The organism is Enterobacter sp. S-33, from assembly GCF_028735835.1.
Taxonomy (GTDB): Bacteria; Pseudomonadota; Gammaproteobacteria; order Enterobacterales; family Enterobacteriaceae; genus Enterobacter; species Enterobacter vonholyi.
In genome coordinates this window covers 3,677,422-3,699,469 of record NZ_CP117838.1, presented here as the reverse complement: position 1 = coordinate 3,699,469, position 22,048 = coordinate 3,677,422, and the positions used below count along the sequence as shown (strand labels likewise).

Annotated in this window: 23 protein-coding genes; 19 read left to right on the top strand and 4 right to left on the bottom strand. The window is 57.8% G+C overall.

The window, feature by feature from the left end:
- The first annotated feature begins 133 nt into the window (after nucleotides 1-133).
- From cysJ to cysH, 3 genes are read left to right on the top strand one after another with little or no spacing between them, the layout of a single operon-like run.
- Nucleotides 134-1,939: an NADPH-dependent assimilatory sulfite reductase flavoprotein subunit gene (gene cysJ / locus PUP35_RS17480; RefSeq protein ID WP_274240675.1), complete on the top strand. Its 1,806-nt coding sequence runs from the start codon at nucleotides 134-136 to the stop codon at nucleotides 1,937-1,939.
- Complete coding sequence (gene cysI, locus PUP35_RS17475; protein ID WP_008499617.1) at nucleotides 1,939-3,651, top strand: assimilatory sulfite reductase (NADPH) hemoprotein subunit; 1,713 nt, start codon at nucleotides 1,939-1,941, stop codon at nucleotides 3,649-3,651. Before cysJ ends, cysI begins: the two co-directional genes overlap by 1 nt.
- 15 nt (nucleotides 3,652-3,666) lie before the next feature.
- Entirely contained in the window at nucleotides 3,667-4,401 is a 735-nt protein-coding gene (gene cysH, locus PUP35_RS17470) for a phosphoadenosine phosphosulfate reductase (protein WP_023344813.1), read from the top strand.
- Between the two features lie 47 nt (nucleotides 4,402-4,448).
- Here the strand turns inward: cysH and PUP35_RS17465 are convergent, their stop codons facing one another.
- Complete coding sequence (locus tag PUP35_RS17465; protein ID WP_115876173.1) at nucleotides 4,449-5,492, bottom strand: aminopeptidase; 1,044 nt, start codon at nucleotides 5,490-5,492, stop codon at nucleotides 4,449-4,451.
- Between the two features lie 246 nt (nucleotides 5,493-5,738).
- Here PUP35_RS17465 and cysG point away from each other — a divergent pair, with 246 nt between their 5' ends.
- The 13 genes from cysG (at nucleotide 5,739) to rpoS (ending at nucleotide 16,818) form a co-directional block, all read left to right on the top strand.
- Nucleotides 5,739-7,088, top strand: coding sequence for a siroheme synthase CysG (gene cysG / locus PUP35_RS17460; protein ID WP_168708014.1), 1,350 nt, complete (start codon nucleotides 5,739-5,741; stop codon nucleotides 7,086-7,088).
- Between the two features lie 9 nt (nucleotides 7,089-7,097).
- Entirely contained in the window at nucleotides 7,098-8,006 is a 909-nt protein-coding gene (gene cysD / locus PUP35_RS17455; RefSeq protein WP_006811770.1) for a sulfate adenylyltransferase subunit CysD, read from the top strand.
- 9 nt (nucleotides 8,007-8,015) lie between these two features.
- Entirely contained in the window at nucleotides 8,016-9,440 is a 1,425-nt protein-coding gene (cysN, locus tag PUP35_RS17450) for a sulfate adenylyltransferase subunit CysN (RefSeq protein WP_274240674.1), read from the top strand.
- Complete coding sequence (cysC, locus tag PUP35_RS17445) at nucleotides 9,440-10,045, top strand: adenylyl-sulfate kinase (RefSeq protein WP_025912398.1); 606 nt, start codon at nucleotides 9,440-9,442, stop codon at nucleotides 10,043-10,045. Before cysN ends, cysC begins: the two co-directional genes overlap by 1 nt.
- A 58-nt stretch (nucleotides 10,046-10,103) precedes the next feature.
- The gene (locus tag PUP35_RS17440; RefSeq protein ID WP_008499610.1) at nucleotides 10,104-10,430 is read left to right on the top strand and encodes a DUF3561 family protein; all 327 of its coding nucleotides are present in this window, start codon (nucleotides 10,104-10,106) and stop codon (nucleotides 10,428-10,430) included.
- Between the two features lie 166 nt (nucleotides 10,431-10,596).
- Nucleotides 10,597-10,908: a cell division protein FtsB gene (gene ftsB, locus PUP35_RS17435; protein WP_008499609.1), complete on the top strand. Its 312-nt coding sequence runs from the start codon at nucleotides 10,597-10,599 to the stop codon at nucleotides 10,906-10,908.
- Nucleotides 10,909-10,927: 19 nt separating this feature from the next.
- Nucleotides 10,928-11,638, top strand: coding sequence for a 2-C-methyl-D-erythritol 4-phosphate cytidylyltransferase (ispD, locus tag PUP35_RS17430; protein WP_127732154.1), 711 nt, complete (start codon nucleotides 10,928-10,930; stop codon nucleotides 11,636-11,638).
- Complete coding sequence (gene ispF, locus PUP35_RS17425) at nucleotides 11,638-12,117, top strand: 2-C-methyl-D-erythritol 2,4-cyclodiphosphate synthase (RefSeq protein WP_008499607.1); 480 nt, start codon at nucleotides 11,638-11,640, stop codon at nucleotides 12,115-12,117. Before ispD ends, ispF begins: the two co-directional genes overlap by 1 nt.
- Entirely contained in the window at nucleotides 12,114-13,163 is a 1,050-nt protein-coding gene (gene truD, locus PUP35_RS17420) for a tRNA pseudouridine(13) synthase TruD (protein WP_274240673.1), read from the top strand. The genes ispF and truD overlap by 4 nt, the downstream gene beginning before the upstream one ends.
- The gene (gene surE / locus PUP35_RS17415) at nucleotides 13,144-13,905 is read left to right on the top strand and encodes a 5'/3'-nucleotidase SurE (RefSeq protein WP_115876168.1); all 762 of its coding nucleotides are present in this window, start codon (nucleotides 13,144-13,146) and stop codon (nucleotides 13,903-13,905) included. Before truD ends, surE begins: the two co-directional genes overlap by 20 nt.
- Complete coding sequence (locus PUP35_RS17410; RefSeq protein WP_008499604.1) at nucleotides 13,899-14,525, top strand: protein-L-isoaspartate(D-aspartate) O-methyltransferase; 627 nt, start codon at nucleotides 13,899-13,901, stop codon at nucleotides 14,523-14,525. The genes surE and PUP35_RS17410 overlap by 7 nt, the downstream gene beginning before the upstream one ends.
- Before the next feature lie 116 nt (nucleotides 14,526-14,641).
- Nucleotides 14,642-15,766 carry a murein hydrolase activator NlpD gene (nlpD, locus tag PUP35_RS17405; RefSeq protein ID WP_039024138.1) on the top strand — a complete coding sequence of 375 codons (1,125 nt, stop codon included), beginning with the start codon at nucleotides 14,642-14,644 and terminating at the stop codon, nucleotides 15,764-15,766.
- Between the two features lie 59 nt (nucleotides 15,767-15,825).
- Nucleotides 15,826-16,818 (top strand): RNA polymerase sigma factor RpoS, encoded by a 993-nt coding sequence (gene rpoS, locus PUP35_RS17400; protein ID WP_008499600.1) that lies wholly within the window; start codon nucleotides 15,826-15,828, stop codon nucleotides 16,816-16,818.
- Nucleotides 16,819-16,870: 52 nt separating this feature from the next.
- Here rpoS and PUP35_RS17395 read toward each other — a convergent pair whose 3' ends face one another.
- Both PUP35_RS17395 and PUP35_RS17390 read right to left on the bottom strand, forming a co-directional pair.
- Complete coding sequence (locus tag PUP35_RS17395) at nucleotides 16,871-17,248, bottom strand: DUF4440 domain-containing protein (RefSeq protein ID WP_115876167.1); 378 nt, start codon at nucleotides 17,246-17,248, stop codon at nucleotides 16,871-16,873.
- The gene (locus PUP35_RS17390) at nucleotides 17,245-18,447 is read right to left on the bottom strand and encodes an MFS transporter (protein WP_274240672.1); all 1,203 of its coding nucleotides are present in this window, start codon (nucleotides 18,445-18,447) and stop codon (nucleotides 17,245-17,247) included. Before PUP35_RS17390 ends, PUP35_RS17395 begins: the two co-directional genes overlap by 4 nt.
- A gap of 108 nt (nucleotides 18,448-18,555) precedes the next feature.
- Here PUP35_RS17390 and PUP35_RS17385 point away from each other — a divergent pair, with 108 nt between their 5' ends.
- On the top strand, nucleotides 18,556-19,443 hold the full coding sequence (locus PUP35_RS17385; RefSeq protein WP_127732144.1) for a LysR family transcriptional regulator: 888 nt from the start codon (nucleotides 18,556-18,558) through the stop codon (nucleotides 19,441-19,443).
- On the opposite strand, the gene PUP35_RS17380 is transcribed toward PUP35_RS17385, so the two are convergent.
- Complete coding sequence (locus tag PUP35_RS17380) at nucleotides 19,440-19,847, bottom strand: MarR family winged helix-turn-helix transcriptional regulator (RefSeq protein WP_008499596.1); 408 nt, start codon at nucleotides 19,845-19,847, stop codon at nucleotides 19,440-19,442. The two genes, PUP35_RS17385 and PUP35_RS17380, sit on opposite strands and share 4 nt — an antisense overlap.
- 172 nt (nucleotides 19,848-20,019) lie before the next feature.
- Here PUP35_RS17380 and PUP35_RS17375 point away from each other — a divergent pair, with 172 nt between their 5' ends.
- A complete protein-coding gene (locus PUP35_RS17375) occupies nucleotides 20,020-20,622 on the top strand; it encodes a non-oxidative hydroxyarylic acid decarboxylases subunit B (protein ID WP_127732142.1) in 603 nt (200 codons plus the stop codon).
- Nucleotides 20,612-22,039, top strand: coding sequence for a non-oxidative hydroxyarylic acid decarboxylases subunit C (locus PUP35_RS17370; protein WP_115876163.1), 1,428 nt, complete (start codon nucleotides 20,612-20,614; stop codon nucleotides 22,037-22,039). Before PUP35_RS17375 ends, PUP35_RS17370 begins: the two co-directional genes overlap by 11 nt.
- Nucleotides 22,040-22,048 lie beyond the last annotated feature (9 nt).

The following is a 22,048-nucleotide window of genomic DNA, read 5'->3' as shown; positions in this document are numbered from 1 at the left end:
AAAACAGGTTAGTCCATTTGGTTATTTATTATTTCCATCCCTTCTTTAATTGTTATTATCCTCGCCGTTAACCTTATCTTCAGTTTGGATTTATTCGCTTAAAGTCCGCTTGGCTACTGGAACATAACGACGCATGACAACACAGGCCCCACCTTCAAATTTGCTTCCCCTGAACCCGGAGCAACTGGCGCGCCTTCAGGCTGCCACCTCTGATTTTTCTCCCACTCAGCTTGCCTGGGTCTCCGGTTATTTCTGGGGAATGCTCAATCAGCAGCCTGGCGCTGTGGCGGGTGCACCGGCTACGGCCGTTGAGATTCCGGCCATTACCCTGATTTCCGCCTCGCAGACGGGCAACGCCCGCCGCGTGGCCGAAGCGCTGCGCGACGACCTGCTGGCCGCTAAACTGAACGTGAACCTGGTCAACGCCGGGGATTATAAATTCAAGCAAATCGCGTCGGAAAAACTGCTGGTGGTGGTCGCCTCTACGCAAGGTGAAGGTGAACCTGCTGAAGAAGCGGTGGCGCTTCATAAGTTCCTGTTCTCGAAAAAAGTGCCGAAGCTGGATGGGACGGCGTTTGCCGTCTTTGGCCTGGGCGATACCTCCTATGAATTCTTCTGCCAGTCCGGCAAAGACTTCGACAGCAGGCTGGCGGAGCTGGGCGCGGAGCGTCTGCTGGACCGCGTTGATGCGGATGTCGAATACCAGACCGCCGCCGCTGAATGGCGCGCCCGCATCGTTGAAGTGCTAAAAGCGCGCGTGCCGAAAGAGACGTCGGCACAGGCCGCGTTCACCGCGACGGGTGCTGTCAACGACATCCACACCAGCCCGTACACCAAAGAGGCGCCGCTGACGGCGAGCCTGTCGGTGAACCAGAAAATTACCGGCCGCGACTCAGAAAAAGACGTGCGTCATATCGAAATCGATTTAGGCGACTCGGGGCTGCGCTATCAGCCTGGCGATGCGCTGGGCGTCTGGTATCAGAACGATCCTGCGCTGGTGAAAGAGCTGGTTGAGCTGCTGTGGCTGAAAGGCGACGAGCCTGTGACCGTTGACGGCAAATCGCTGCCGTTATCCGAGGCGCTGCAGTGGCATTTTGAACTGACGGTGAACACCCCGAATATCGTCGAAAATTATGCCACCTTAACGCGCAGCGAATCCCTGCTGCCGCTGGTGGGCGACAAGGCGAAACTGCAGCATTACGCCGCGACGACGCCGATTGTCGATATGGTGCGTTTCTCTCCGGCTCAGCTGGATGCCGATGCGCTGATCGGCCTGCTGCGTCCGCTAACCCCGCGCCTTTACTCCATCGCCTCTTCGCAGGCCGAAGTGGAGAGTGAAGTGCATGTTACCGTCGGCGTGGTGCGCTACGACATCGAAGGCCGCGCGCGCGCGGGTGGGGCGTCGAGCTTCCTGGCCGATCGCGTGGAAGAAGAGGGCGAAGTGCGCGTCTTTATCGAGCACAACGACAACTTCCGCCTGCCGGCAAACCCGGAAACGCCGGTCATCATGATTGGCCCGGGCACCGGCATTGCGCCGTTCCGCGCCTTCATGCAGCAGCGCGCGGCAGACGGCGCGTCGGGTAAGAACTGGCTGTTCTTCGGCAATCCGCACTTTACCGAAGATTTCCTCTACCAGGTTGAGTGGCAGCGCTATGTGAAAGAAGGCGTACTGACCCGCATCGATCTGGCCTGGTCCCGCGACCAGAAAGAAAAAGTATACGTACAAGACAAACTGCGCGAACAGGGCGCAGAGCTGTGGCGCTGGATCAATGACGGTGCCCACATTTATGTCTGCGGCGACGCCAATCGCATGGCGAAAGACGTTGAGCAGGCACTGCTGGAAGTGATTGCCGAATTCGGCGGTATGGATGCCGAAACGGCGGATGAATTTTTAAGTGAGCTGCGCGTTGAGCGCCGTTATCAGCGAGATGTCTACTAATGAGCGAAAAACATCCAGGGCCACTGGTGGTCGAAGGTAAACTGACAGACGCCGAGCGCATGAAGCTGGAAAGCAACTATCTGCGCGGCACCATTGCTGAAGATCTGAATGACGGTCTCACCGGCGGTTTCAAAGGCGACAACTTCCTGCTGATCCGCTTCCACGGCATGTACCAGCAGGACGACCGCGACATCCGTGCCGAGCGTGCCGAGCAGAAGCTGGAGCCGCGTCACGCGATGCTGCTGCGCTGCCGTCTGCCGGGTGGGGTGATTACCACCAAACAGTGGCAGGCGATCGACAAGTTTGCCGGTGAAAACACGATTTATGGCAGCATTCGTCTGACCAACCGTCAGACCTTCCAGTTCCACGGCATTCTGAAGAAGAACGTCAAGCCGGTGCACCAGATGCTGCACTCGGTCGGGCTGGACGCGCTGGCGACCGCCAACGACATGAACCGTAACGTGCTCTGCACCTCGAACCCGTATGAGTCCGAGCTGCACGCCGAAGCCTACGAGTGGGCGAAGAAGATCTCTGAGCACCTGCTGCCGCGTACGCGCGCCTATGCCGAGATTTGGCTCGATCAGGAAAAAGTCGCGACCACCGACGAAGAGCCGATCCTTGGCCAGACCTACCTGCCGCGCAAGTTTAAAACCACGGTAGTGATCCCGCCGCAGAACGATATCGACCTGCACGCCAACGACATGAACTTCGTGGCGATAGCCGAAAACGGCAAGCTGGTGGGCTTTAACTTGCTGGTGGGCGGCGGCCTGTCCATCGAACACGGTAACAAGAAAACCTACGCCCGCACCGCGAGCGAGTTCGGCTTCCTGCCGCTGGAGCATACGCTGGCCGTGGCGGAAGCGGTGGTGACGACCCAGCGCGACTGGGGTAACCGTACCGACCGTAAAAACGCGAAAACCAAATACACCCTGGAGCGCGTGGGCGTGGAGACGTTCAAAGCGGAAGTGGAGCGTCGCGCGGGCATCAAGTTTGAGCCGATCCGCCCTTACGAATTCACCGGTCGCGGCGATCGCATTGGCTGGGTGAAGGGTATCGACAATAAATGGCACCTGACGCTGTTTATCGAAAACGGCCGTATTCTGGATTATCCGGGACGTCCGCTGAAAACCGGTCTGCTGGAAATTGCGAAGATTCACAAAGGTGAGTTCCGCATTACCGCTAACCAGAACCTGATTATTGCCGGCGTGCCGGAAAGCCAGAAGGCGAAGATCGAGAAGCTGGCGCGCGAACACGGATTAATGGATGCGGTTAAGCCGCAGCGTGAAAACTCGATGGCCTGCGTATCGTTCCCGACCTGCCCGCTGGCGATGGCCGAAGCGGAACGTTTCCTGCCGTCGTTTACCGACAAAGTGGAAGCGATTCTGGAAAAACACGGCATTCCGGACGAGCATATTGTTATGCGCGTCACCGGTTGTCCGAACGGCTGCGGTCGCGCGATGCTGGCCGAGCTCGGTCTGGTGGGGAAAGCGCCGGGGCGCTATAACCTGCATCTGGGCGGTAACCGTATCGGCACGCGCATTCCGCGCATGTTCCGCGAGAACATCACCGAGCCGGAAATTCTTGATTCCATCGACGAGCTTGTCGGGCGCTGGGCGAAAGAGCGCGAAGCGGGTGAAGGCTTCGGCGACTTTACGGTGCGTGCGGGCATCATTCGCCCGGTGCTCGATCCCGCAAGGGATTTCTGGGAGTAACCACGAGAGGTAACTATGTCCGAACTCGATCTAAACGCCCTTAATGACCTGCCAAAAGTCGAACGTATTCTGGCGCTGGCAGAAACCAATGCCCACCTTGAAAAGCTGGACGCCGAAGGGCGCGTGGCGTGGGCGCTGGAAAACCTGCCGGGAGAATATGTGCTCTCGTCGAGCTTTGGTATTCAGGCGGCGGTCAGCCTGCATCTGGTGAATCAGATCCGTCCGGACATTCCGGTGATCCTCACCGATACCGGCTACCTGTTCCCGGAAACCTATCAGTTTATTGACGAGCTGACGGACAAGCTCAGGCTGAACCTCAAGGTCTACCGCGCGACGGAAAGCGCGGCCTGGCAGGAGGCGCGCTACGGTAAGCTGTGGGAACAGGGCGTTGAGGGCATTGAGAAATACAATGAGATCAACAAGGTCGAGCCGATGAACCGGGCGCTGAAAGAGCTTAATGCGCAGACGTGGTTTGCGGGCCTGCGCCGCGAGCAGTCCGGCAGCCGGGCAACCTTACCGGTGCTGGCGGTGCAGCGCGGGGTGTTTAAAGTGCTGCCGATTATCGACTGGGATAACCGGACGGTGTACCAGTATCTGCAAAAACACGGGCTGAAGTACCATCCGCTGTGGGATCAGGGCTATCTGTCGGTGGGAGACACCCACACCACGCGTAAGTGGGAACCGGGAATGGCGGAAGAAGAGACGCGATTCTTCGGGCTGAAGCGCGAGTGCGGGTTGCATGAAGGGTGATAACCTTTTTGCCCGGTAAGGCGTAGCCGCCACCGGGCTTAACGGCCTCAGGCTTTCCCCGCTTTCGCCAGCTCCTTCACCAGCGGCAGCATCACCTTCACCACATCACGACTGCGGTGCTCAATCCGCTGCGGCAGCACGCGATCGATGTGCTGCTGATTGTCCAGCATCACGTTGTGCCAGCTCGTCCCGTCCGGGAAGGCCTTCGATTTAGCCCGCTGCTGGTAGCCATCTTTTTTGCCCAGCGCCCAGTTTGTCGCTTCCACGTACAGCACCGGAATGCCCGCCTTATCAAACACTTCCCCGTCGTTGCAGCAGCCTGTGCCTCGCGGATAATCCGGGTTACCGCCGGGATTGCTGGTGGCATAAACGCCATGGCTGCGGGCAATGGCCAGCGCACGGTCGCGCGTCAGTTTTCGCACGGTACCCGGCGTACTCTGCCCGCTGTTGAAATAGAGCTTGTCGCCGACGATCAGGTTGTCGAGGTTGATCACCAGCAGCGTATTTTTCTTCTCCTCGGCGCTCATGCGTTTAAGGAGATTCTCAGCGCCGAGTTTGCCCTCTTCTTCACCGCTGGTGGCAACAAAACGAATGCCATACTGGGTTGGAATATCTTTCATCCGCTCGGCCAGTTCGAGCATCACGCCCAGGCCTGCAGCGTTGTCGTCCATGCCCTGCAGCGTCAGCCCGCCGAGGTTGTTATCCGTGTCGGCATCGCTCATCGGAGCGTAGGTATCAAGGTGCGCCATAATAATAATTTGCTCTTTTGCGCTTCCTTCGTGGGCCGCAATCACCGTACTGCCGGTCACGTTATGCCAGTTTTTCGTTTTATTTCGCGAGGTATAGACGTAGCGGCTGTGAAACGACCGGATGTCGCTCTGGTAACCCATCTCAGCAAACTGCTGGCGAAGATAGTCCGCGGAGAGCATTTCCGCAGGCGAGCCGGTCATGCGGCCAGGGAAAACGGTGGCAATATGCCGCGCCTGCATATTGGCGATTTCACCATAAGGTTGGTTTTTTGCCTGAGCAGGAAGAATAAAGCAAACGCCGAGCGCCAGGGCAGCAATACGGTGGCGCGTTGCGGAAAACATAGTGAGTCCTTAAAAACAGAGCAAAATAATAACCCGCCTAGTATGAAACTGTGATCGTCCATACACAATTTGAATTGCTCTTAAATGCCCGAAATTTCGCGCGTTAAGCACTTTTTGGTATTAGCATTTTTACGGCGTTATTCCATTGAGTAACTACTCATTCCAATTCGTAATTTCATTCGGTCTAAGCCGCCCCCTATAGTCCCTCTATTCCTCGTTGTTAGTGAGTTGTTGCCTGTGGACTATCTGCCCTTATTTGCTGCGATTAAAGAGAAACCGGTGCTGGTTGTTGGCACGGGTGAAATCGCCGATCGCAAAATCGCGTTTCTGCAGCGCGCAGGGGCCCAGGTGCAGGTCGTTGCAGAGGCGGATTTCGACGAGTCACAAATCGACAGCGTGGTGCTGGTAATTGCGGCGACCGAAGATCGTGAACTGAACCAGCGGATCTCCGACGCCGCGCAGGCCCGTTACCGCCTGGTGAACGTGGTGGACGACCAGCCTTTATGCTCGTTTATTTTCCCGTCGATCGTTGACCGCTCGCCGCTGCTGGTGGCGATCTCCTCCGGCGGTACCGCACCGGTGCTGGCGCGTGTGCTGCGTGAAAAAATCGAAGCGCTGCTGCCGACCAGCCTCGGGCGCATGGCGGAGAAAGCCAGCTACTGGCGTAACCACCTGAAAACCCGCCTGACCAGCGTGACGGAACGCCGTCGCTTCTGGGAACGTGTGTTTCGCGGCCGCTTCGCCAGCCTGATGCATGCCGGCAATGAAACGGCTGCGCAAAAAATCCTCGAGGATGAACTGGATAACCCCGGCAGCACGGGCGGGGAGATCATCCTGGTGGGCGCGGGGCCTGGCGATGCCGGGCTCCTGACGCTGCGCGGCCTGCAGGTGCTGCAGGACGCGGACGTCGTGTTCTACGACCATCTGGTCACCGACGGCGTGCGCGAACTGATCCGTCGCGACGCGGAGCAAATCTGCGTGGGCAAACGGGCTGGCGAGCACTCGGTGCCGCAGCACGACACCAACCAGATGCTGGTTGACGCCGCTAAAGCGGGCAAAACCGTGGTGCGCCTGAAGGGGGGCGATCCGTTTATCTTTGGCCGCGGCGGCGAAGAGCTGCAGGCGGCAGCCGAAGCGGGCATACCGTTCCAGGTGGTGCCCGGCATTACGGCGGCCTCTGCGGTGACGGCCTACGCCGGTATTCCTCTGACCCATCGCGATTACGCCCAGAGCGTCACCTTTGTGACCGGCCACTACAAGGCGGACAGCACGCCGTTCGACTGGTCGCATCTCGCCCAGAGCCGCCAGACGCTGGCGATATACATGGGCACGATGAAGGCGGCGGACATCAGCGAACAGCTTATTCAGCACGGTCGCGAGGCGACGACGCCCGTTGCCGTCATTTCTCGCGGCACGCGCGTCGATCAGCACGTTGCGACGGGCACGCTGGAACATCTTGCAACCCTGGCGAAAGACGCCCCTATGCCCGCCCTGATCGTGGTGGGTGAAGTGGTGCAGCTGCACAGCACGCTCGCCTGGTTCCAACACACAACCGATACAGAAGGCTTTGGTTCTTCTGTTGTAAATTTGGCTTAAGGAACGGTTATGGACCAAAAACGTCTTACACACCTGCGGCAGCTCGAAGCGGAAAGTATCCATATTATCCGCGAAGTGGCCGCCGAGTTTTCTAACCCGGTGATGATGTACTCCATCGGTAAAGATTCCAGCGTCATGCTGCATCTGGCGCGTAAAGCGTTTTATCCGGGCACGCTGCCGTTCCCGCTGCTGCACGTGGATACCGGCTGGAAATTCCGCGAAATGTACGAGTTCCGCGATCGTACCGCGAAAGCCTACGGCTGCGAGCTGCTGGTGCACAAAAACCCGGAAGGGGTGGCGATGGGGATTAACCCGTTCGTGCACGGCAGCGCCAAACATACCGATATCATGAAGACCGAAGGGCTGAAGCAGGCGCTGAACAAATATGGTTTTGACGCGGCCTTCGGCGGCGCGCGCCGTGACGAAGAGAAATCCCGCGCCAAAGAGCGTATCTACTCCTTCCGCGACCGCTTCCACCGCTGGGACCCAAAAAACCAGCGCCCGGAGCTGTGGCACAACTACAACGGCCAGATCAACAAGGGCGAAAGCATCCGCGTCTTCCCGCTCTCCAACTGGACCGAGCTGGATATCTGGCAGTACATCTATCTGGAAAACATCGAGATCGTTCCGCTGTATCTGGCCGCCGAGCGTCCGGTGCTGGAGCGCGACGGCATGCTGATGATGATCGACGACGATCGCATCGACCTGCAGCCGGGCGAAGTGATTAAAAAACAGATGGTGCGTTTCCGCACCCTTGGCTGCTGGCCGCTGACCGGCGCGGTGGAGTCCAGCGCGCAGACGCTGCCGGAGATCATCGAAGAGATGCTGGTGTCGACCACCAGCGAGCGACAGGGGCGCGTGATTGACCGCGACCAGGCAGGCTCCATGGAGCTGAAGAAACGTCAGGGTTATTTCTAAGGAGCCGCCATGAACACCACTATTGCTCAACAAATTGCCAAAGAAGGCGGCGTGGAAGCGTATCTGCACGCGCAACAACACAAAAGCCTGCTGCGTTTTCTGACCTGCGGCAGCGTGGATGACGGGAAAAGTACCCTGATTGGCCGCCTGCTGCACGATACGCGCCAGATTTACGAAGATCAGCTCTCTTCCCTGCATAACGACAGTAAACGTCACGGCACCCAGGGTGAAAAACTCGACCTGGCGCTGCTGGTGGATGGCCTGCAGGCGGAGCGCGAGCAGGGCATCACGATTGACGTGGCCTACCGCTACTTCTCTACCGAGAAGCGCAAATTTATTATCGCCGACACCCCGGGGCACGAACAGTACACCCGCAATATGGCGACCGGCGCGTCGACCTGCGACCTGGCGATCCTGCTGATGGACGCGCGTAAAGGCGTGCTGGATCAGACCCGTCGCCACAGCTTTATCTCGACGCTGCTGGGGATCAAACACCTGGTGGTGGCGGTCAACAAGATGGATCTGGTGAACTTCAGCGAAGAAAAATTCGAGGAGATCCGCCAGAGCTATCTGACCTTTGCTGAACAGCTGCCGGGCAACCTGGATATCCGCTTTGTGCCGCTCTCGGCGCTGGAAGGGGATAACGTCGCGTCCCAAAGCGCGAACATGCCGTGGTACAGCGGCCCGACGCTGCTGGAGGTGCTGGAAACGGTTGAAATTCAGCGCGTGGTCGACACCCAGCCGATGCGCTTCCCGGTGCAGTACGTGAACCGTCCTAACCTCGATTTCCGCGGTTTCTCCGGCACCCTTGCGTCAGGCTCCGTAAAGGTCGGTCAGCGCGTCAAGGTGCTGCCATCCGGTGTGGAATCGACCATCGCACGCATCGTCACCTTTGACGGTGACCTGCAGGACGCGGGGGCCGGTGAAGCCGTAACGCTGGTGCTGAAAGACGAAATTGATATCAGCCGGGGCGATCTTCTGGTGGATGCCCGGGAAACGCTGGCCGCCGTGCAGGGGGCTTCCGTGGATGTGGTGTGGATGGCGGAGCAACCGCTGACGCCGGGCCAGAGCTACGACATCAAAATCGCCGGCAAGAAGACCCGCGCCCGCGTGGACGGTATTCAGTTCCAGGTGGACATCAACAATCTGACCCAGCGCGAGGTTACCGAGCTGCCGCTGAACGGTATTGGTCTGGTCGATCTGACCTTTGACGAACCGCTGGTGCTGGATCCATATCAGCAGAATCCGGTCACGGGAGGTCTTATCTTTATCGACAGGCTGACCAACGTTACCGTCGGGGCCGGTATGGTACGCGAACCGATTAAACAGGCTGCCGTGGCGTCTGAATTCAGCGCCTTTGAGCTGGAACTGAACGCGCTGGTGCGTAAACACTTCCCGCACTGGGGCGCGCGCGATCTGCTGGGAGGCAAGTAATGGCCGCCCATGATGAGAACGTCGTCTGGCATCCTCATCCGGTCACCGTCGCCCAGCGCGAACAGCTCCACGGTCACCGTGGGGTTGTACTCTGGTTTACCGGACTGTCCGGCTCGGGTAAATCGACGGTGGCGGGCGCGCTGGAAGAGGCGCTTTATCAGCAGGGCGTAAGCACCTACCTGCTGGATGGCGACAACGTGCGCCATGGCCTGTGCAGCGATTTAGGGTTCAGCGACGACGACCGCAAAGAGAACATCCGCCGGGTCGGGGAAGTCGCCAGCCTGATGGCCGACGCCGGGCTGGTGGTGCTGACCGCGTTTATCTCTCCGCACCGCGCCGAGCGCCAGATGGTGCGCGAACGCGTCGGCCAGGATCGCTTTATCGAGGTGTTTGTGGATACGCCACTGGAGGTCTGCGAAGCGCGCGACCCGAAAGGGCTGTACAAAAAAGCGCGTGCCGGAGAATTGCGCAACTTCACCGGAATTGACGCGGTATACGAAGCGCCTGAATCGCCTGAAATTCACCTGGAAGGTCAACAATTGGTAACAAATTTAGTAAGCCAATTATTAGACCTGCTCAGACGGGACGATATTATCAGATCCTGAGACGGTATCGTTCGGGAGCTGTCTTCCCGAACGATGAGTCACGGTCACAGGACTAGCTATGCGCAACAGTGAACATTACATCACCACCACCGGGTCGGAGCCGCTTGCGACCGACGACGAAACGACCTGGTCATTTCCTGGGGCCATCATTGGCTTCGTCTCATGGCTGCTGGCGCTGGGTATTCCGTTTCTCATCTACGGCGGCAACACGCTGTTCTTCTTTCTCTACACCTGGCCTTTCTTTCTGGCGCTGATGCCCGTGGCGGTTGTCGTTGGCATTGCGCTGCACTCGTTGCTCAACGGTAAGCTCCTGTACAGCACCGTGGTCACGATTGTGACGGTGGTTCTGATGTTTGGTCTGTTATTTTTGTGGCTCATGGGCTAACTTCAGCCATAATTCAAACCGTAACCAACTGTGTAACGATATTGTGCAGGACGATTCTGCGGAAAAAATGTGGTACATTTGCCCGCGATGTTGCGGCATCTCTATTACCCCGGCGTAGTGCTCTGGGGAAGTCTTGGGATGATGATGCCGTTTTTCAGGGGGCAGGATGGGTAAACTAACGCTGCTGTTGCTGGCTTTGCTAATCTGGCTGCAATATTCGCTGTGGTTCGGTAAGAACGGACTGCACGACTATAGCCGGGTAAGCGATGACGTCGCGGCTCAGCAGGCAACAAACGCCAAACTTAAGGCGCGAAACGATCAACTCTTTGCTGAAATTGATGACCTCAATGGCGGGCAAGAGGCGATTGAGGAACGCGCACGCAATGAACTCAGTATGACTAAGCCGGGCGAAACCTTTTATCGTCTGGTTCCGGATGCGTCTAAACGCAATCAGGGCTCAGCACAAAATAATCGATAATCAGGCCCAGGATTACGACATGGCAGTAACTTTTTCGGACGTATGCGCCGTGGTGCCGGCCGCAGGTTTTGGCCGGCGCATGCAGACAGAATGTCCCAAGCAGTACCTCTCTATTGGCGATAAAACGATCCTCGAGCACGCCGTGGCGGCGCTGCTGGCGCACCCGCGGGTGACGCGGGCGATCATCGCTATCAGCCCGGGCGATGCGCGCTTCGCGCAGCTCCCGCTGGCAAATCATCCACAGATTACCGTTGTCGACGGCGGTGCCGAGCGCGCCGATTCCGTGCTGGCAGGCATTCAGGCTGCCGGTAACGCGCCGTGGGTGCTGGTCCATGACGCGGCGCGTCCGTGCCTGCATCAGGACGATCTCGCTCGCCTGCTGTCGCTGAGCGAAACCAGCAAAGTGGGTGGCATTCTGGCCGCTCCCGTGCGCGACACCATGAAGCGTGCCGAGCCGGGCAAACGGGCTATCGCCCACACCGTCGATCGCGTCGATCTATGGCACGCGCTGACGCCGCAATTTTTCCCCCGCGAATTACTCCACGACTGCTTAACGCGCGCGCTTAACGAAGGTGCGACCATCACGGACGAAGCCTCTGCGCTGGAGTACTGCGGTTTCCATCCTGAGCTTGTTGAAGGACGTGCTGATAATATTAAAGTGACGCGTCCGGAAGATTTACAGCTCGCGGAATTTTATCTTACCCGTTCGACCCATCAGGAGAAGGCATAATGCGAATTGGACACGGTTTTGATGTACACGCCTTTGGCGGTGAAGGCCCAATTATCATTGGCGGCGTGCGCATTCCTTATGAAAAAGGCCTGCTGGCGCATTCTGATGGCGACGTGGCGCTGCATGCGCTGACCGACGCGCTGTTGGGCGCTGCCGCGCTGGGTGATATTGGCAAGCTGTTCCCGGACACCGATCCGGCGTTCAAAGGGGCGGACAGCCGCGAACTGCTGCGCGAAGCGTGGCGCCGCATCCAGGCGAAAGGCTACACCCTTGGCAACGTCGACGTGACGATTATCGCTCAGGCCCCGAAAATGCTGCCGCACATTCCGCAGATGCGCGTGTTTATTGCGGAAGATCTGGGCTGCCACATGGACGACGTGAACGTCAAAGCGACGACGACCGAGAAGCTGGGCTTCACCGGTCGTGGCGAAGGGATTGCCTGTGAAGCCGTGGCGCTGCTGGTGAAGGCGAGCAAATGACAGACTTCGACAACCTGACATACCTGCACGGTAAACCGCAGGGGAACGGGGTGCTGAAAGCCAGCCCGGAAGATTTCCTCGTGGTCGAGGATCTGGGCTTTGAGCCGGATGGCGAAGGCGAACATATCCTGGTGCGTATTCTGAAAAATGGCTGCAATACCCGCTTTGTGGCCGACGCGCTGGCAAAATTCCTCAAAATTCATGCCCGCGAAGTGAGCTTTGCCGGGCAGAAAGATAAACACGCCGTTACGGAACAGTGGCTCTGCGCGCGCGTTCCCGGCAATGCGATGCCTGATTTAAGCAAATTTGAGCTTGAGGGCTGTAAGGTACTGGAATATGCCCGCCACAAGCGCAAACTGCGTCTGGGGGCGTTGAAAGGCAACGCGTTTACGCTGGTGCTGCGCGAAGTGACTGACCGAGAAGACGTTGAAAAACGCCTGAACGCCATCAGCGACCGCGGCGTACCGAACTACTTTGGCGCGCAGCGCTTTGGCATCGGCGGCAGCAACCTGCAGGGCGCGCTGCGCTGGGCGCAAAGCGACGCGCCGGTGCGTGACAGGAATAAACGCAGTTTTTGGTTGTCGGCGGCCCGCAGCGCGTTGTTTAATCAGATTGTGAGCGAAAGGCTGAAAAAACCGGACGCGAATCAAGTTGTTGTTGGCGATGCGCTACAATTAGCGGGACGCGGAAGCTGGTTTGTGGCAACGGCCGAAGAGATGGCTGATGTGCAGTCGCGCGTGGACGCAAAAGCGCTGATGATTACCGCCGCGTTGCCCGGTACGGGCGACTGGGGAACCCTGGGGGAGGCCCTGGCCGCCGAGCAGTCAGCCGTGGCGGATGCGCCAGAATTGCAGTCCTTGCTGGTGCGGGAAAAAGTCGACGCGGCACGCCGCGCGATGCTGCTCTATCCGCAGCAGTTAAGCTGGAACTGGTGGGATGACGTGACCGTCGAGTTACGCTTCTGGCTGCCGGCAGGCAGCTTTGCCACCAGTGTTGTCAGGGAACTTATCAACACCTCGGGTGATTATGCGAATATTGCTGAGTAACGATGACGGGATCCACGCGCCAGGCATTCAGACCCTGGCGAAACACCTCCGCGAATTTGCGGACGTGCAGGTCGTGGCGCCCGATCGTAACCGCAGTGGAGCGTCTAACTCTCTGACGCTGGAGTCGTCGCTTCGCACCTTTACCTTTGATAATGGCGATATTGCCGTGCAGATGGGCACGCCAACCGACTGCGTTTTTCTGGGCGTGAACGCGCTGATGCGGCCTCGTCCGGATATCGTCGTCTCCGGCATCAACGCCGGGCCTAACCTCGGCGATGACGTGATTTACTCCGGCACCGTGGCGGCCGCAATGGAAGGGCGCCATCTGGGGTTCCCGGCGCTGGCGGTCTCGTTAAATGGCCACACGCACTACGACACCGCTGCCGCGGTAACCTGTTCGATCCTGCGGGCGCTTGGCCGTGAGCCGCTGCGTACCGGGCGCATTCTTAATATCAACGTGCCGGATCTTCCTCTTGATGAAATTAAAGGCATCCGCGTCACCCGTTGCGGGAGCCGACATCCTGCCGATCAGGTGATCCCGCAGCAGGATCCTCGCGGCAACACGCTTTACTGGATTGGCCCTCCCGGCGACAAGTGCGATGCGGGTCCGGATACCGACTTTGCCGCCGTGGATGAAGGATATGTTTCGGTTACTCCGCTGCACGTAGATTTAACCGCGTATAGCGCGCATGATGTGGTGTCGGGCTGGCTGGATCGCGCAGGAGTGAACGCGCAATGGTAAACAAACGTGTACAAACTCTTCTGGAACAACTCCGCGCGCAGGGGATCCGCGACGAGCACGTGCTCGAAGCGCTCGCCCTGGTTCCGCGTGAAAAATTTGTAGACGAGGCGTTTGAACACAAAGCGTGGGAAAACGTGGCGCTGCCCATCGGACAGGGCCAGACGATTTCGCAGCCTTACATGGTGGCACGCATGACGGAGCTGCTGGAGCTGACGCCCGACTCCCGCGTGCTGGAGATTGGCACCGGGTCGGGGTATCAGACCGCGATCCTGGCGCATCTGGTTCATCATGTATGCTCCGTTGAGCGCATCAAAGGTTTACAGTGGCAGGCGCGTCGTCGCCTGAAACAACTTGATTTACATAATGTTTCGACACGACACGGTGATGGATGGCAGGGTTGGAAGGCGCGCGCCCCGTTTGACGCGATCATCGTGACGGCGGCCCCGCCTGAAATTCCTGCAGCCCTGTTGTCGCAGCTGGATGAGGGGGGCATTCTGGTTCTGCCCGTTGGGGACGAGCAGCAGTTGTTGAAGCGCGTTCGTCGGCGCGGCGGCGAGTTTATTATCGACACCGTGGAAGCCGTGCGCTTTGTGCCTCTGGTGAAGGGGGAGTTGGCCTGAGACTCGGAATTATCCAGGGTTATTAAGGCAAATTCAGCGTATGGTGTGGCGCGAAAGATTCGTGCCATCACGGTAAATTTTAAGTCACTGGTAGTTAACACATTCCTGGGGGATAAATGAGCGCGGGAAGCCCTAAATTCACCATCAGCCGTGTTGCGGCATTATCACTGGTTTCGCTCTGGCTGGCAGGCTGTACAAGTTCAAACAACGCGCCTGCGCCCGTGAGTTCCGTCGGCGGAAACAGCGGCTCCGGTAACACGTCCAGCGGAATGTTAATCACGCCGCCACCTAAAATGGGGACGGCTGCACCGCAGCAAACACCACAAATTCAGCCTGTGCAACATCCTGTTACACAGCCAGTACAGGTTCAGCCAGTTGAACAACCTGTTCAGACCCAAAATGGCCGCATAGTCTATAACCGTCAGTATGGGAACATTCCGAAAGGCAGCTACACCGGTGGCAGCACCTATACCGTGAAACGCGGCGATACGCTGTTCTACATTGCGTGGATCACCGGGAACGATTTCCGTGACCTCGCGCAGCGCAATAACGTCCAGGCCCCATATGGTCTGGAAGTCGGGCAAACGCTCCAGGTGGGCAACGCGACGGGGACGCCACTTACGCCTGGCAACACCGTTTCAGCGGCCGATGTAACAGCTCAAAATAACAGCGTTAAGCCTGCACAAAAATCCACCACGGTGGTTGCTTCACAACCTGTAATTACGTATTCTGAGGATTCAGGTGATCAGACTGCTAACAAAATGTTGCCGAATAATAAAGGGACTGCGACTGCTGTCACAGCACCGGTTACGGCACCTGTGGTTAGCTCTACTGAACCGACTGCCAGCAGTATGACCTCCAGTTCGCCGATTTCTGCATGGCGCTGGCCGACTGACGGCAAGGTTATCGAGAACTTCTCTTCCTCCGAAGGGGGAAATAAAGGGATCGATATCGCAGGGAGTAAAGGACAGGCTATCATCGCGACCGCAGATGGACGCGTTGTGTATGCCGGTAACGCCCTGCGCGGTTACGGTAATCTTATTATCATCAAACATAACGATGATTACCTGAGTGCCTACGCCCATAACGACACAATGCTGGTCCGGGAACAACAAGAAGTTAAGGCGGGGCAAAAAATCGCTACCATGGGTAGCACCGGAACCAGTTCTACACGCTTGCATTTTGAAATTCGTTACAAGGGGAAATCCGTAAACCCGCTGCAGTACTTGCCGCAGCGATAATTTGACGGGGCATGCCAGCCAGGGTGTCTCGTTCAGGGATCACGGGTAGGAGCCACCTTATGAGTCAGAATACGCTGAAAGTTCATGATTTAAATGAAGACGCGGAATTTGATGAGAACGGAGTAGAGGCTTTTGACGAAAAAGCCTTAGTAGAAGAGGAACCCAGTGATAACGATTTGGCTGAAGAAGAGCTGTTATCGCAGGGTGCCACACAGCGTGTACTGGACGCGACTCAGCTTTACCTTGGGGAGATTGGTTACTCCCCACTGCTAACGGCCGAAGAAGAAGTCTATTTCGCACGTCGTGCTTTGCGTGGTGATGTTGCCTCGCGTCGTCGCATGATTGAAAGTAACCTGCGACTGGTCGTGAAAATTGCCCGCCGTTACGGCAATCGTGGTCTGGCTCTGCTGGATCTGATTGAAGAGGGCAACTTAGGTCTCATCCGCGCAGTTGAGAAGTTTGACCCGGAACGCGGGTTCCGTTTCTCAACCTACGCGACCTGGTGGATTCGTCAGACCATCGAACGGGCTATTATGAACCAGACCCGTACGATCCGCCTGCCGATTCACATCGTCAAAGAGTTGAACGTTTATCTGCGCACCGCGCGCGAGTTGTCCCATAAACTGGACCACGAGCCAAGCGCAGAAGAGATTGCCGAACAACTCGATAAACCGGTTGATGACGTAAGCCGTATGCTGCGTCTCAACGAGCGCATTACCTCCGTTGACACCCCGCTGGGTGGCGACTCCGAAAAAGCGCTGCTGGACATCCTGGCCGATGAAAAAGATAACGGTCCGGAAGACACCACGCAGGACGATGACATGAAACAGAGCATCGTCAAATGGCTGTTCGAACTGAACGCCAAACAGCGTGAAGTGCTGGCACGTCGTTTCGGTTTACTGGGGTATGAAGCTGCGACACTGGAAGACGTCGGCCGCGAAATTGGCCTGACCCGTGAACGTGTTCGTCAGATTCAGGTTGAAGGTCTGCGCCGCCTGCGTGAAATCCTGCAGGGGCAAGGTCTGAACATCGAAGCGCTGTTCCGCGAATAAGCAACCTTTCGTCAAAAAAGGCCCGTCGTGAGACGGGCCTTTTTCTTTTGCGCTACGGCTTAGCCGTTTCGTGCAGCAGACGCCACACTATCCGATCGCCTTCCTGATTAAGCACCGCAGTTGACCAGCGCACGTTGACGGGCAGGTCCGTCCGGGTTTGCGTCTCCCGGTAGTGGAGCACCGCGCCACGATCCCAACGCTGGATCGTGGATAATTCGTCAATGACGATCTTCAGTCCGGGACGGCTTCCACGCTGTTTTTCCAGAAAACTGGCCAGGCCGATATAGTCGATCTGAACACCGCCCGGTGGGATCATCAGAAAATCTGGGCTGAAGCGGGCGAGCAGGGCGTCGGGATCGCCTTCACCTTTGCCTAACCAGTCTTCAAGCGCAATGTGGAGGTCGATAATGTCGTGTTCGAAAGGCGTCATGAATTCTCCTGTCGCAGCTGATTTAGCACCTGCGTATTGTTAAGACGAAAAACGTACGGTACAGGCAGCAAGGTCATGCCTGCAGCAAAAATAAACATCCCGTGCCAGGCGGCGAGTGGTGTCAGCCACGCCTGCGCCAGGTTCAGCACCTGCGCAAGCAGCAGGGCACCGGCAAAAAAACTCAGCTGACGATTGAGATTCCACAGCGCGCTGGCATCCGGCATCTCGTCCCGGCGCGTTGTCAGAAACGCGCTGCTCTGAGCTGTACTGCTGCACAGGCTTCCCCCCGCGCCCATCAGGGCAAACGCGACGGCAGGCAACAGCGTTGACGAGCTGACGTCAATCAAAAGCAGAATACCCGCCGCCTGCAAAAGGCAGCCGATGACTATCAGCGGTCGGGGGCCGATACGGTTAAAATAACGTCCCGTCGCCGTGATGGCGAGAAACGATGCCACAGACCACGGCAGCATGAGCATTCCCGTTGCGGCTGGGCTCATGTTCGCCTCGTGCTGAAGATAAAACATGGCCGTGACGTTCACCCCAATAAATATGCCGGGGACGCATAAATAGACAAGCATGGAAAAACGCAAAAGCGGGTCCGCGAGCAAGGGCAGGTTTAGCAATCTGGCCGCGTTCATCGTGGGTTTTTCGTGTTTAAGCCACAGACAGGCCAGAACAAAGGTCACGATAGCCACCGGGAGCGTGGCGAAAAAGATCCATCGCCAGCCCAGCGTCTGAACCAGCACGCCGCCGATAGCCGGGGAGCAGGCCGGGGCAAGCAACGCAACCAGCATCACTACCGAGGAGAGTCGGGCCCGCTCGTGAGGCCTGAACTGTTGCCAGGTCAGCGCCTGTCCGACGGGGATCAGTAAGCCTCCTCCCACGCCCTGAAGCACTCGCCAGGCAATCAGAGTTTCCAGCGTTGCAGACATGCCCGCTGCAGCTGAGGCTGCGCTGAACAGAAAAAGCGAGAGCAGGATGACGCGCTTTGACCCGATGCGGCACGCGAGCACGCTGCTGAACGGGATCGCCAGCGTCAGACCGGCAATATACCCGTTACTGACCCAGGCAAGCGCTGATGGCGTGGCAGTAAAGGCGTGAGCCATTGCCGGAAAGGCGACGCTGGCAATAAACATGTTGATCAAATCAAGAAAAAAGCCCAGCAGATAGACAACGGCAACTTTGCTGCGATACGTCATGGTGGATCCTCCGGTGAGGTGGCGTATCGTATCGGCTCGGGAATCACGGATAAACCTGACAAAGCGCGATATACTGTCAAAAATATTTTGACAGTATAAGGCGTAATAATGGTTAACCTACAGCGGACGCAGATGTTTATCGCAGTGGCCGACACCGGCAGTTTTACGGCGGCCGCAGAGGCGATGGGGCTGACAAAAGCGGTGGTTAGCTTCAATATCCGCCAGCTTGAAGATGAGCTGGGCGTTACGCTGCTGCTGCGCTCCACCCGCCGCTTGACGCTAACCGAGGCGGGCGCGCTTTTTCATCAGCGCAGCGTGGCGCTTCTGAAGGAAGCCGAACGGCTGCAGGATGATGTCCGCGCGAATCATGCGGGACTTACCGGTGAACTGCGGATCACGACCACGCCTGAATATGGCTCCCGGGTCGTGGTGCCGCTGCTGGCCAGGTTTAGCCAGCAGCACCCCGATCTTCGCGTCCGACACGTTTCGTCGTCACTGCATGCTGACCTTATCTCGGAGCGTTTTGACGTGGCCATCCGGCTGGGCACGCTTGTCGATTCGCGCAACCACGCCGCACTGATTTCTCACTTTTCTATTCTCCCCGTCGCAACGCCCGAGTGGCTTGTGAGAAACCCGATCGAATCTCTTGCGCAGCTGGCGCAGGCCGACTGGATTATCCACGAGCGCCTGGCCTCACCGCTGCGCTGGCAGGTGAAAAATGCCAGCGGCGCGCCTGAAACGCTCGAGATAAAAAAGGCGCCGCGCCTGTTTGCCGACAGCGCTCAGGCCCTTATGGCTTTTGCGCTCGCAGGCGGTGGGGTGGCGTTACTGCCGGAATGGCTGGTGCGCGATGCGCTTGGTGCGGGAACGCTGGTGACGGTTTTACCGGAGTATACCTTTGCGCGGCAAGGGATCTATGCGGTCTATCCTGATGCCCGGCATGTGCCAGCGAAAGTGCGCACCTTTATCGATTTTATGCGCACCAGCGTGAATTAATCGTGCATCATCTTTTTGATGAGAGCCGAGAACTGCTCCCGCTCGGCCTTGTTAAGACGGCCTAAAAAGGCCTCATCAACCTCATTGCCTACCGGCTTACAGTCTGCAAGCAGGGCCTCACCTTCTGGCGTGAGGAAGACAAAGCGACGGCGCTTATCCGCAGGGTCGTGCTCGCGTTTGACCAGCCCGCGCGCCTCCATGCGGCTGAGCATTTCCGCCAGGGTCGCTTTGGTGCTGACCGCGACTTCAGTCAATGCCACCTGTTCGATGCCCGGATGCTCGGCAATAGAGCGCATCACCGCATACTGCGGCTTGGTCAGCTCCGGCAGGGCATGTTGCCACTTCGCGGTATGCTGTTGAAAAAGCTGACGTAACAGGTGGAACGCCTCTTGTCTTAGTTCCATGAACACTCCGACAGAAAAAATCACCCCCTATGATAGCGGCTAAAGCCCGGGATGATAATGCGGCATTTTTTAGCATTTAGTGTGATCGTATGCGAACGATATTGTCAGAAAAAGTATTCGGGGGTAGTTTATTGATAATGTTCGTACACGAACAAAATGATTGAGGTGATGAATGAGATTGATCGTGGGAATGACGGGGGCAACGGGTGCTCCGCTGGGCGTGGCGCTGCTGCAGGCGCTGCGGGAAATGCCGGAAGTAGAGACGCATCTGGTGATGTCGAAGTGGGCAAAAACCACCATTGAGCTGGAAACGCCTTACGCCGCCCAGGACGTTGCTGCGCTGGCTGACGTTGTCCATAGCCCGGCTGACCAGGCCGCCACCATCTCCTCCGGTTCGTTTTGTACCGACGGCATGATCGTCATTCCCTGCAGCATGAAAACGCTGGCCGGGATCCGCGCGGGCTATGCCGAAGGGCTGGTGGGCCGTGCGGCGGATGTGGTGCTGAAAGAGGGGCGTAAGCTGGTGCTGGTGCCCCGTGAAACGCCGCTCAGCACCATTCATCTGGAGAATATGCTTGCGCTCTCCCGCATGGGCGTGGCGATGGTGCCGCCTATGCCTGCGTATTACAACCATCCGCAAACCGCCGATGACATCACCCAGCATATTGTGACCCGCGTGCTTGACCAGTTTGGCCTGGAGCATAAAAAGGCGCGCCGCTGGAACGGGTTGCGGGAGGCGAAACATTTTTCACAGGAGAATAAAGATGGCATTTGATGATTTGAGAAGCTTCCTGCAGGCGCTCGATGAGCAAGGGCAACTGCTGAAAATTGAGGAAGAGGTTAACGCCGAGCCCGATCTGGCGGCGGCAGCCAACGCGACCGGCCGCATCGGTGACGGCGCCCCCGCGCTGTGGTTCGACAATATTCGCGGGTTTACCGATGCCCGCGTGGTGATGAACACCATCGGCTCCTGGCAGAACCATGCCATTTCGATGGGGCTGCCGGCGAACACCCCGGTGAAAAAGCAGATCGACGAGTTTATCCGTCGCTGGGATAAATTTCCTATTGCGCCAGAACGCCGCGCCAATCCGGCCTGGGCGCAGAATACGGTGGACGGCGAAGACATTAACCTGTTCGATATTCTGCCGCTGTTCCGTCTGAACGACGGAGACGGGGGTTTTTATCTCGATAAAGCGTGCGTCGTCTCGCGCGATCCACTTGACCCGGATAACTTCGGCAAGCAGAACGTTGGCATCTACCGCATGGAAGTGAAGGGCAAGCGCAAGCTCGGCCTGCAGCCGGTACCGATGCACGATATTGCTCTGCATCTGCACAAAGCCGAAGAGCGTGGCGAAGACCTGCCGATTGCCATTACCCTCGGCAACGATCCGATCATTACGCTGATGGGCGCGACGCCGCTGAAATACGATCAGTCAGAGTATGAAATGGCCGGCGCGCTGCGTGAAAGCCCATATCCGATTGCCACCGCGCCGCTGACCGGCTTCGACGTGCCGTGGGGTTCTGAAGTGATCCTGGAAGGGGTGATTGAAGGCCGTAAGCGCGAAATTGAAGGGCCGTTCGGCGAGTTTACTGGGCACTACTCCGGTGGTCGTAACATGACGGTTGTGCGTATCGACAAAGTTTCTTACCGCACCAAACCGATTTTCGAATCCCTTTATCTCGGTATGCCGTGGACCGAGATTGATTATCTGATGGGGCCAGCCACCTGCGTGCCGCTCTACCAGCAGCTGAAAGCGGAATTCCCGGAAGTGCAGGCGGTGAATGCGATGTATACCCACGGTCTGCTGGCGATTATCTCCACCAAAAAACGCTACGGCGGTTTTGCCCGCGCGGTCGGCTTGCGCGCCATGACCACGCCGCACGGCCTGGGCTACGTGAAGATGGTGATCATGGTGGATGAGGATGTCGACCCGTTCAACCTCCCGCAGGTGATGTGGGCGCTGTCATCGAAGGTCAACCCGGCAGGCGATCTGGTGCAGTTGCCGAACATGTCGGTGCTGGAACTCGATCCTGGATCCAGTCCGGCGGGCATTACCGACAAACTGATTATCGATGCGACCACGCCTGTCGCACCGGACACCCGTGGCCACTATAGCCAGCCGGTACAGGATCTGCCTGAAACCAAAGCCTGGGCTGAAAAACTGACCGCGATGCTGGCTTCACGTCAATAAGGAGGAAAA

What these genes read in the sequence shown, in the direction of transcription:
- cysJ (WP_274240675.1), top strand. Translation starts at nt 134, where the DNA reads ATGACAACACAGGCCCCACCTTCAAATTTGCTTCCCCTGAACCCGGAG.
- cysI (WP_008499617.1), top strand. Translation starts at nt 1,939, where the DNA reads ATGAGCGAAAAACATCCAGGGCCACTGGTGGTCGAAGGTAAACTGACA.
- cysH (WP_023344813.1), top strand. Translation starts at nt 3,667, where the DNA reads ATGTCCGAACTCGATCTAAACGCCCTTAATGACCTGCCAAAAGTCGAA.
- PUP35_RS17465 (WP_115876173.1), bottom strand. Translation starts at nt 5,492, where the DNA reads ATGTTTTCCGCAACGCGCCACCGTATTGCTGCCCTGGCGCTCGGCGTT.
- cysD (WP_006811770.1), top strand. Translation starts at nt 7,098, where the DNA reads ATGGACCAAAAACGTCTTACACACCTGCGGCAGCTCGAAGCGGAAAGT.
- cysN (WP_274240674.1), top strand. Translation starts at nt 8,016, where the DNA reads ATGAACACCACTATTGCTCAACAAATTGCCAAAGAAGGCGGCGTGGAA.
- cysC (WP_025912398.1), top strand. Translation starts at nt 9,440, where the DNA reads ATGGCCGCCCATGATGAGAACGTCGTCTGGCATCCTCATCCGGTCACC.
- PUP35_RS17440 (WP_008499610.1), top strand. Translation starts at nt 10,104, where the DNA reads ATGCGCAACAGTGAACATTACATCACCACCACCGGGTCGGAGCCGCTT.
- ftsB (WP_008499609.1), top strand. Translation starts at nt 10,597, where the DNA reads ATGGGTAAACTAACGCTGCTGTTGCTGGCTTTGCTAATCTGGCTGCAA.
- ispD (WP_127732154.1), top strand. Translation starts at nt 10,928, where the DNA reads ATGGCAGTAACTTTTTCGGACGTATGCGCCGTGGTGCCGGCCGCAGGT.
- ispF (WP_008499607.1), top strand. Translation starts at nt 11,638, where the DNA reads ATGCGAATTGGACACGGTTTTGATGTACACGCCTTTGGCGGTGAAGGC.
- truD (WP_274240673.1), top strand. Translation starts at nt 12,114, where the DNA reads ATGACAGACTTCGACAACCTGACATACCTGCACGGTAAACCGCAGGGG.
- surE (WP_115876168.1), top strand. Translation starts at nt 13,144, where the DNA reads ATGCGAATATTGCTGAGTAACGATGACGGGATCCACGCGCCAGGCATT.
- PUP35_RS17410 (WP_008499604.1), top strand. Translation starts at nt 13,899, where the DNA reads ATGGTAAACAAACGTGTACAAACTCTTCTGGAACAACTCCGCGCGCAG.
- nlpD (WP_039024138.1), top strand. Translation starts at nt 14,642, where the DNA reads ATGAGCGCGGGAAGCCCTAAATTCACCATCAGCCGTGTTGCGGCATTA.
- rpoS (WP_008499600.1), top strand. Translation starts at nt 15,826, where the DNA reads ATGAGTCAGAATACGCTGAAAGTTCATGATTTAAATGAAGACGCGGAA.
- PUP35_RS17395 (WP_115876167.1), bottom strand. Translation starts at nt 17,248, where the DNA reads ATGACGCCTTTCGAACACGACATTATCGACCTCCACATTGCGCTTGAA.
- PUP35_RS17390 (WP_274240672.1), bottom strand. Translation starts at nt 18,447, where the DNA reads ATGACGTATCGCAGCAAAGTTGCCGTTGTCTATCTGCTGGGCTTTTTT.
- PUP35_RS17385 (WP_127732144.1), top strand. Translation starts at nt 18,556, where the DNA reads ATGGTTAACCTACAGCGGACGCAGATGTTTATCGCAGTGGCCGACACC.
- PUP35_RS17380 (WP_008499596.1), bottom strand. Translation starts at nt 19,847, where the DNA reads ATGGAACTAAGACAAGAGGCGTTCCACCTGTTACGTCAGCTTTTTCAA.
- PUP35_RS17375 (WP_127732142.1), top strand. Translation starts at nt 20,020, where the DNA reads ATGAGATTGATCGTGGGAATGACGGGGGCAACGGGTGCTCCGCTGGGC.
- PUP35_RS17370 (WP_115876163.1), top strand. Translation starts at nt 20,612, where the DNA reads ATGGCATTTGATGATTTGAGAAGCTTCCTGCAGGCGCTCGATGAGCAA.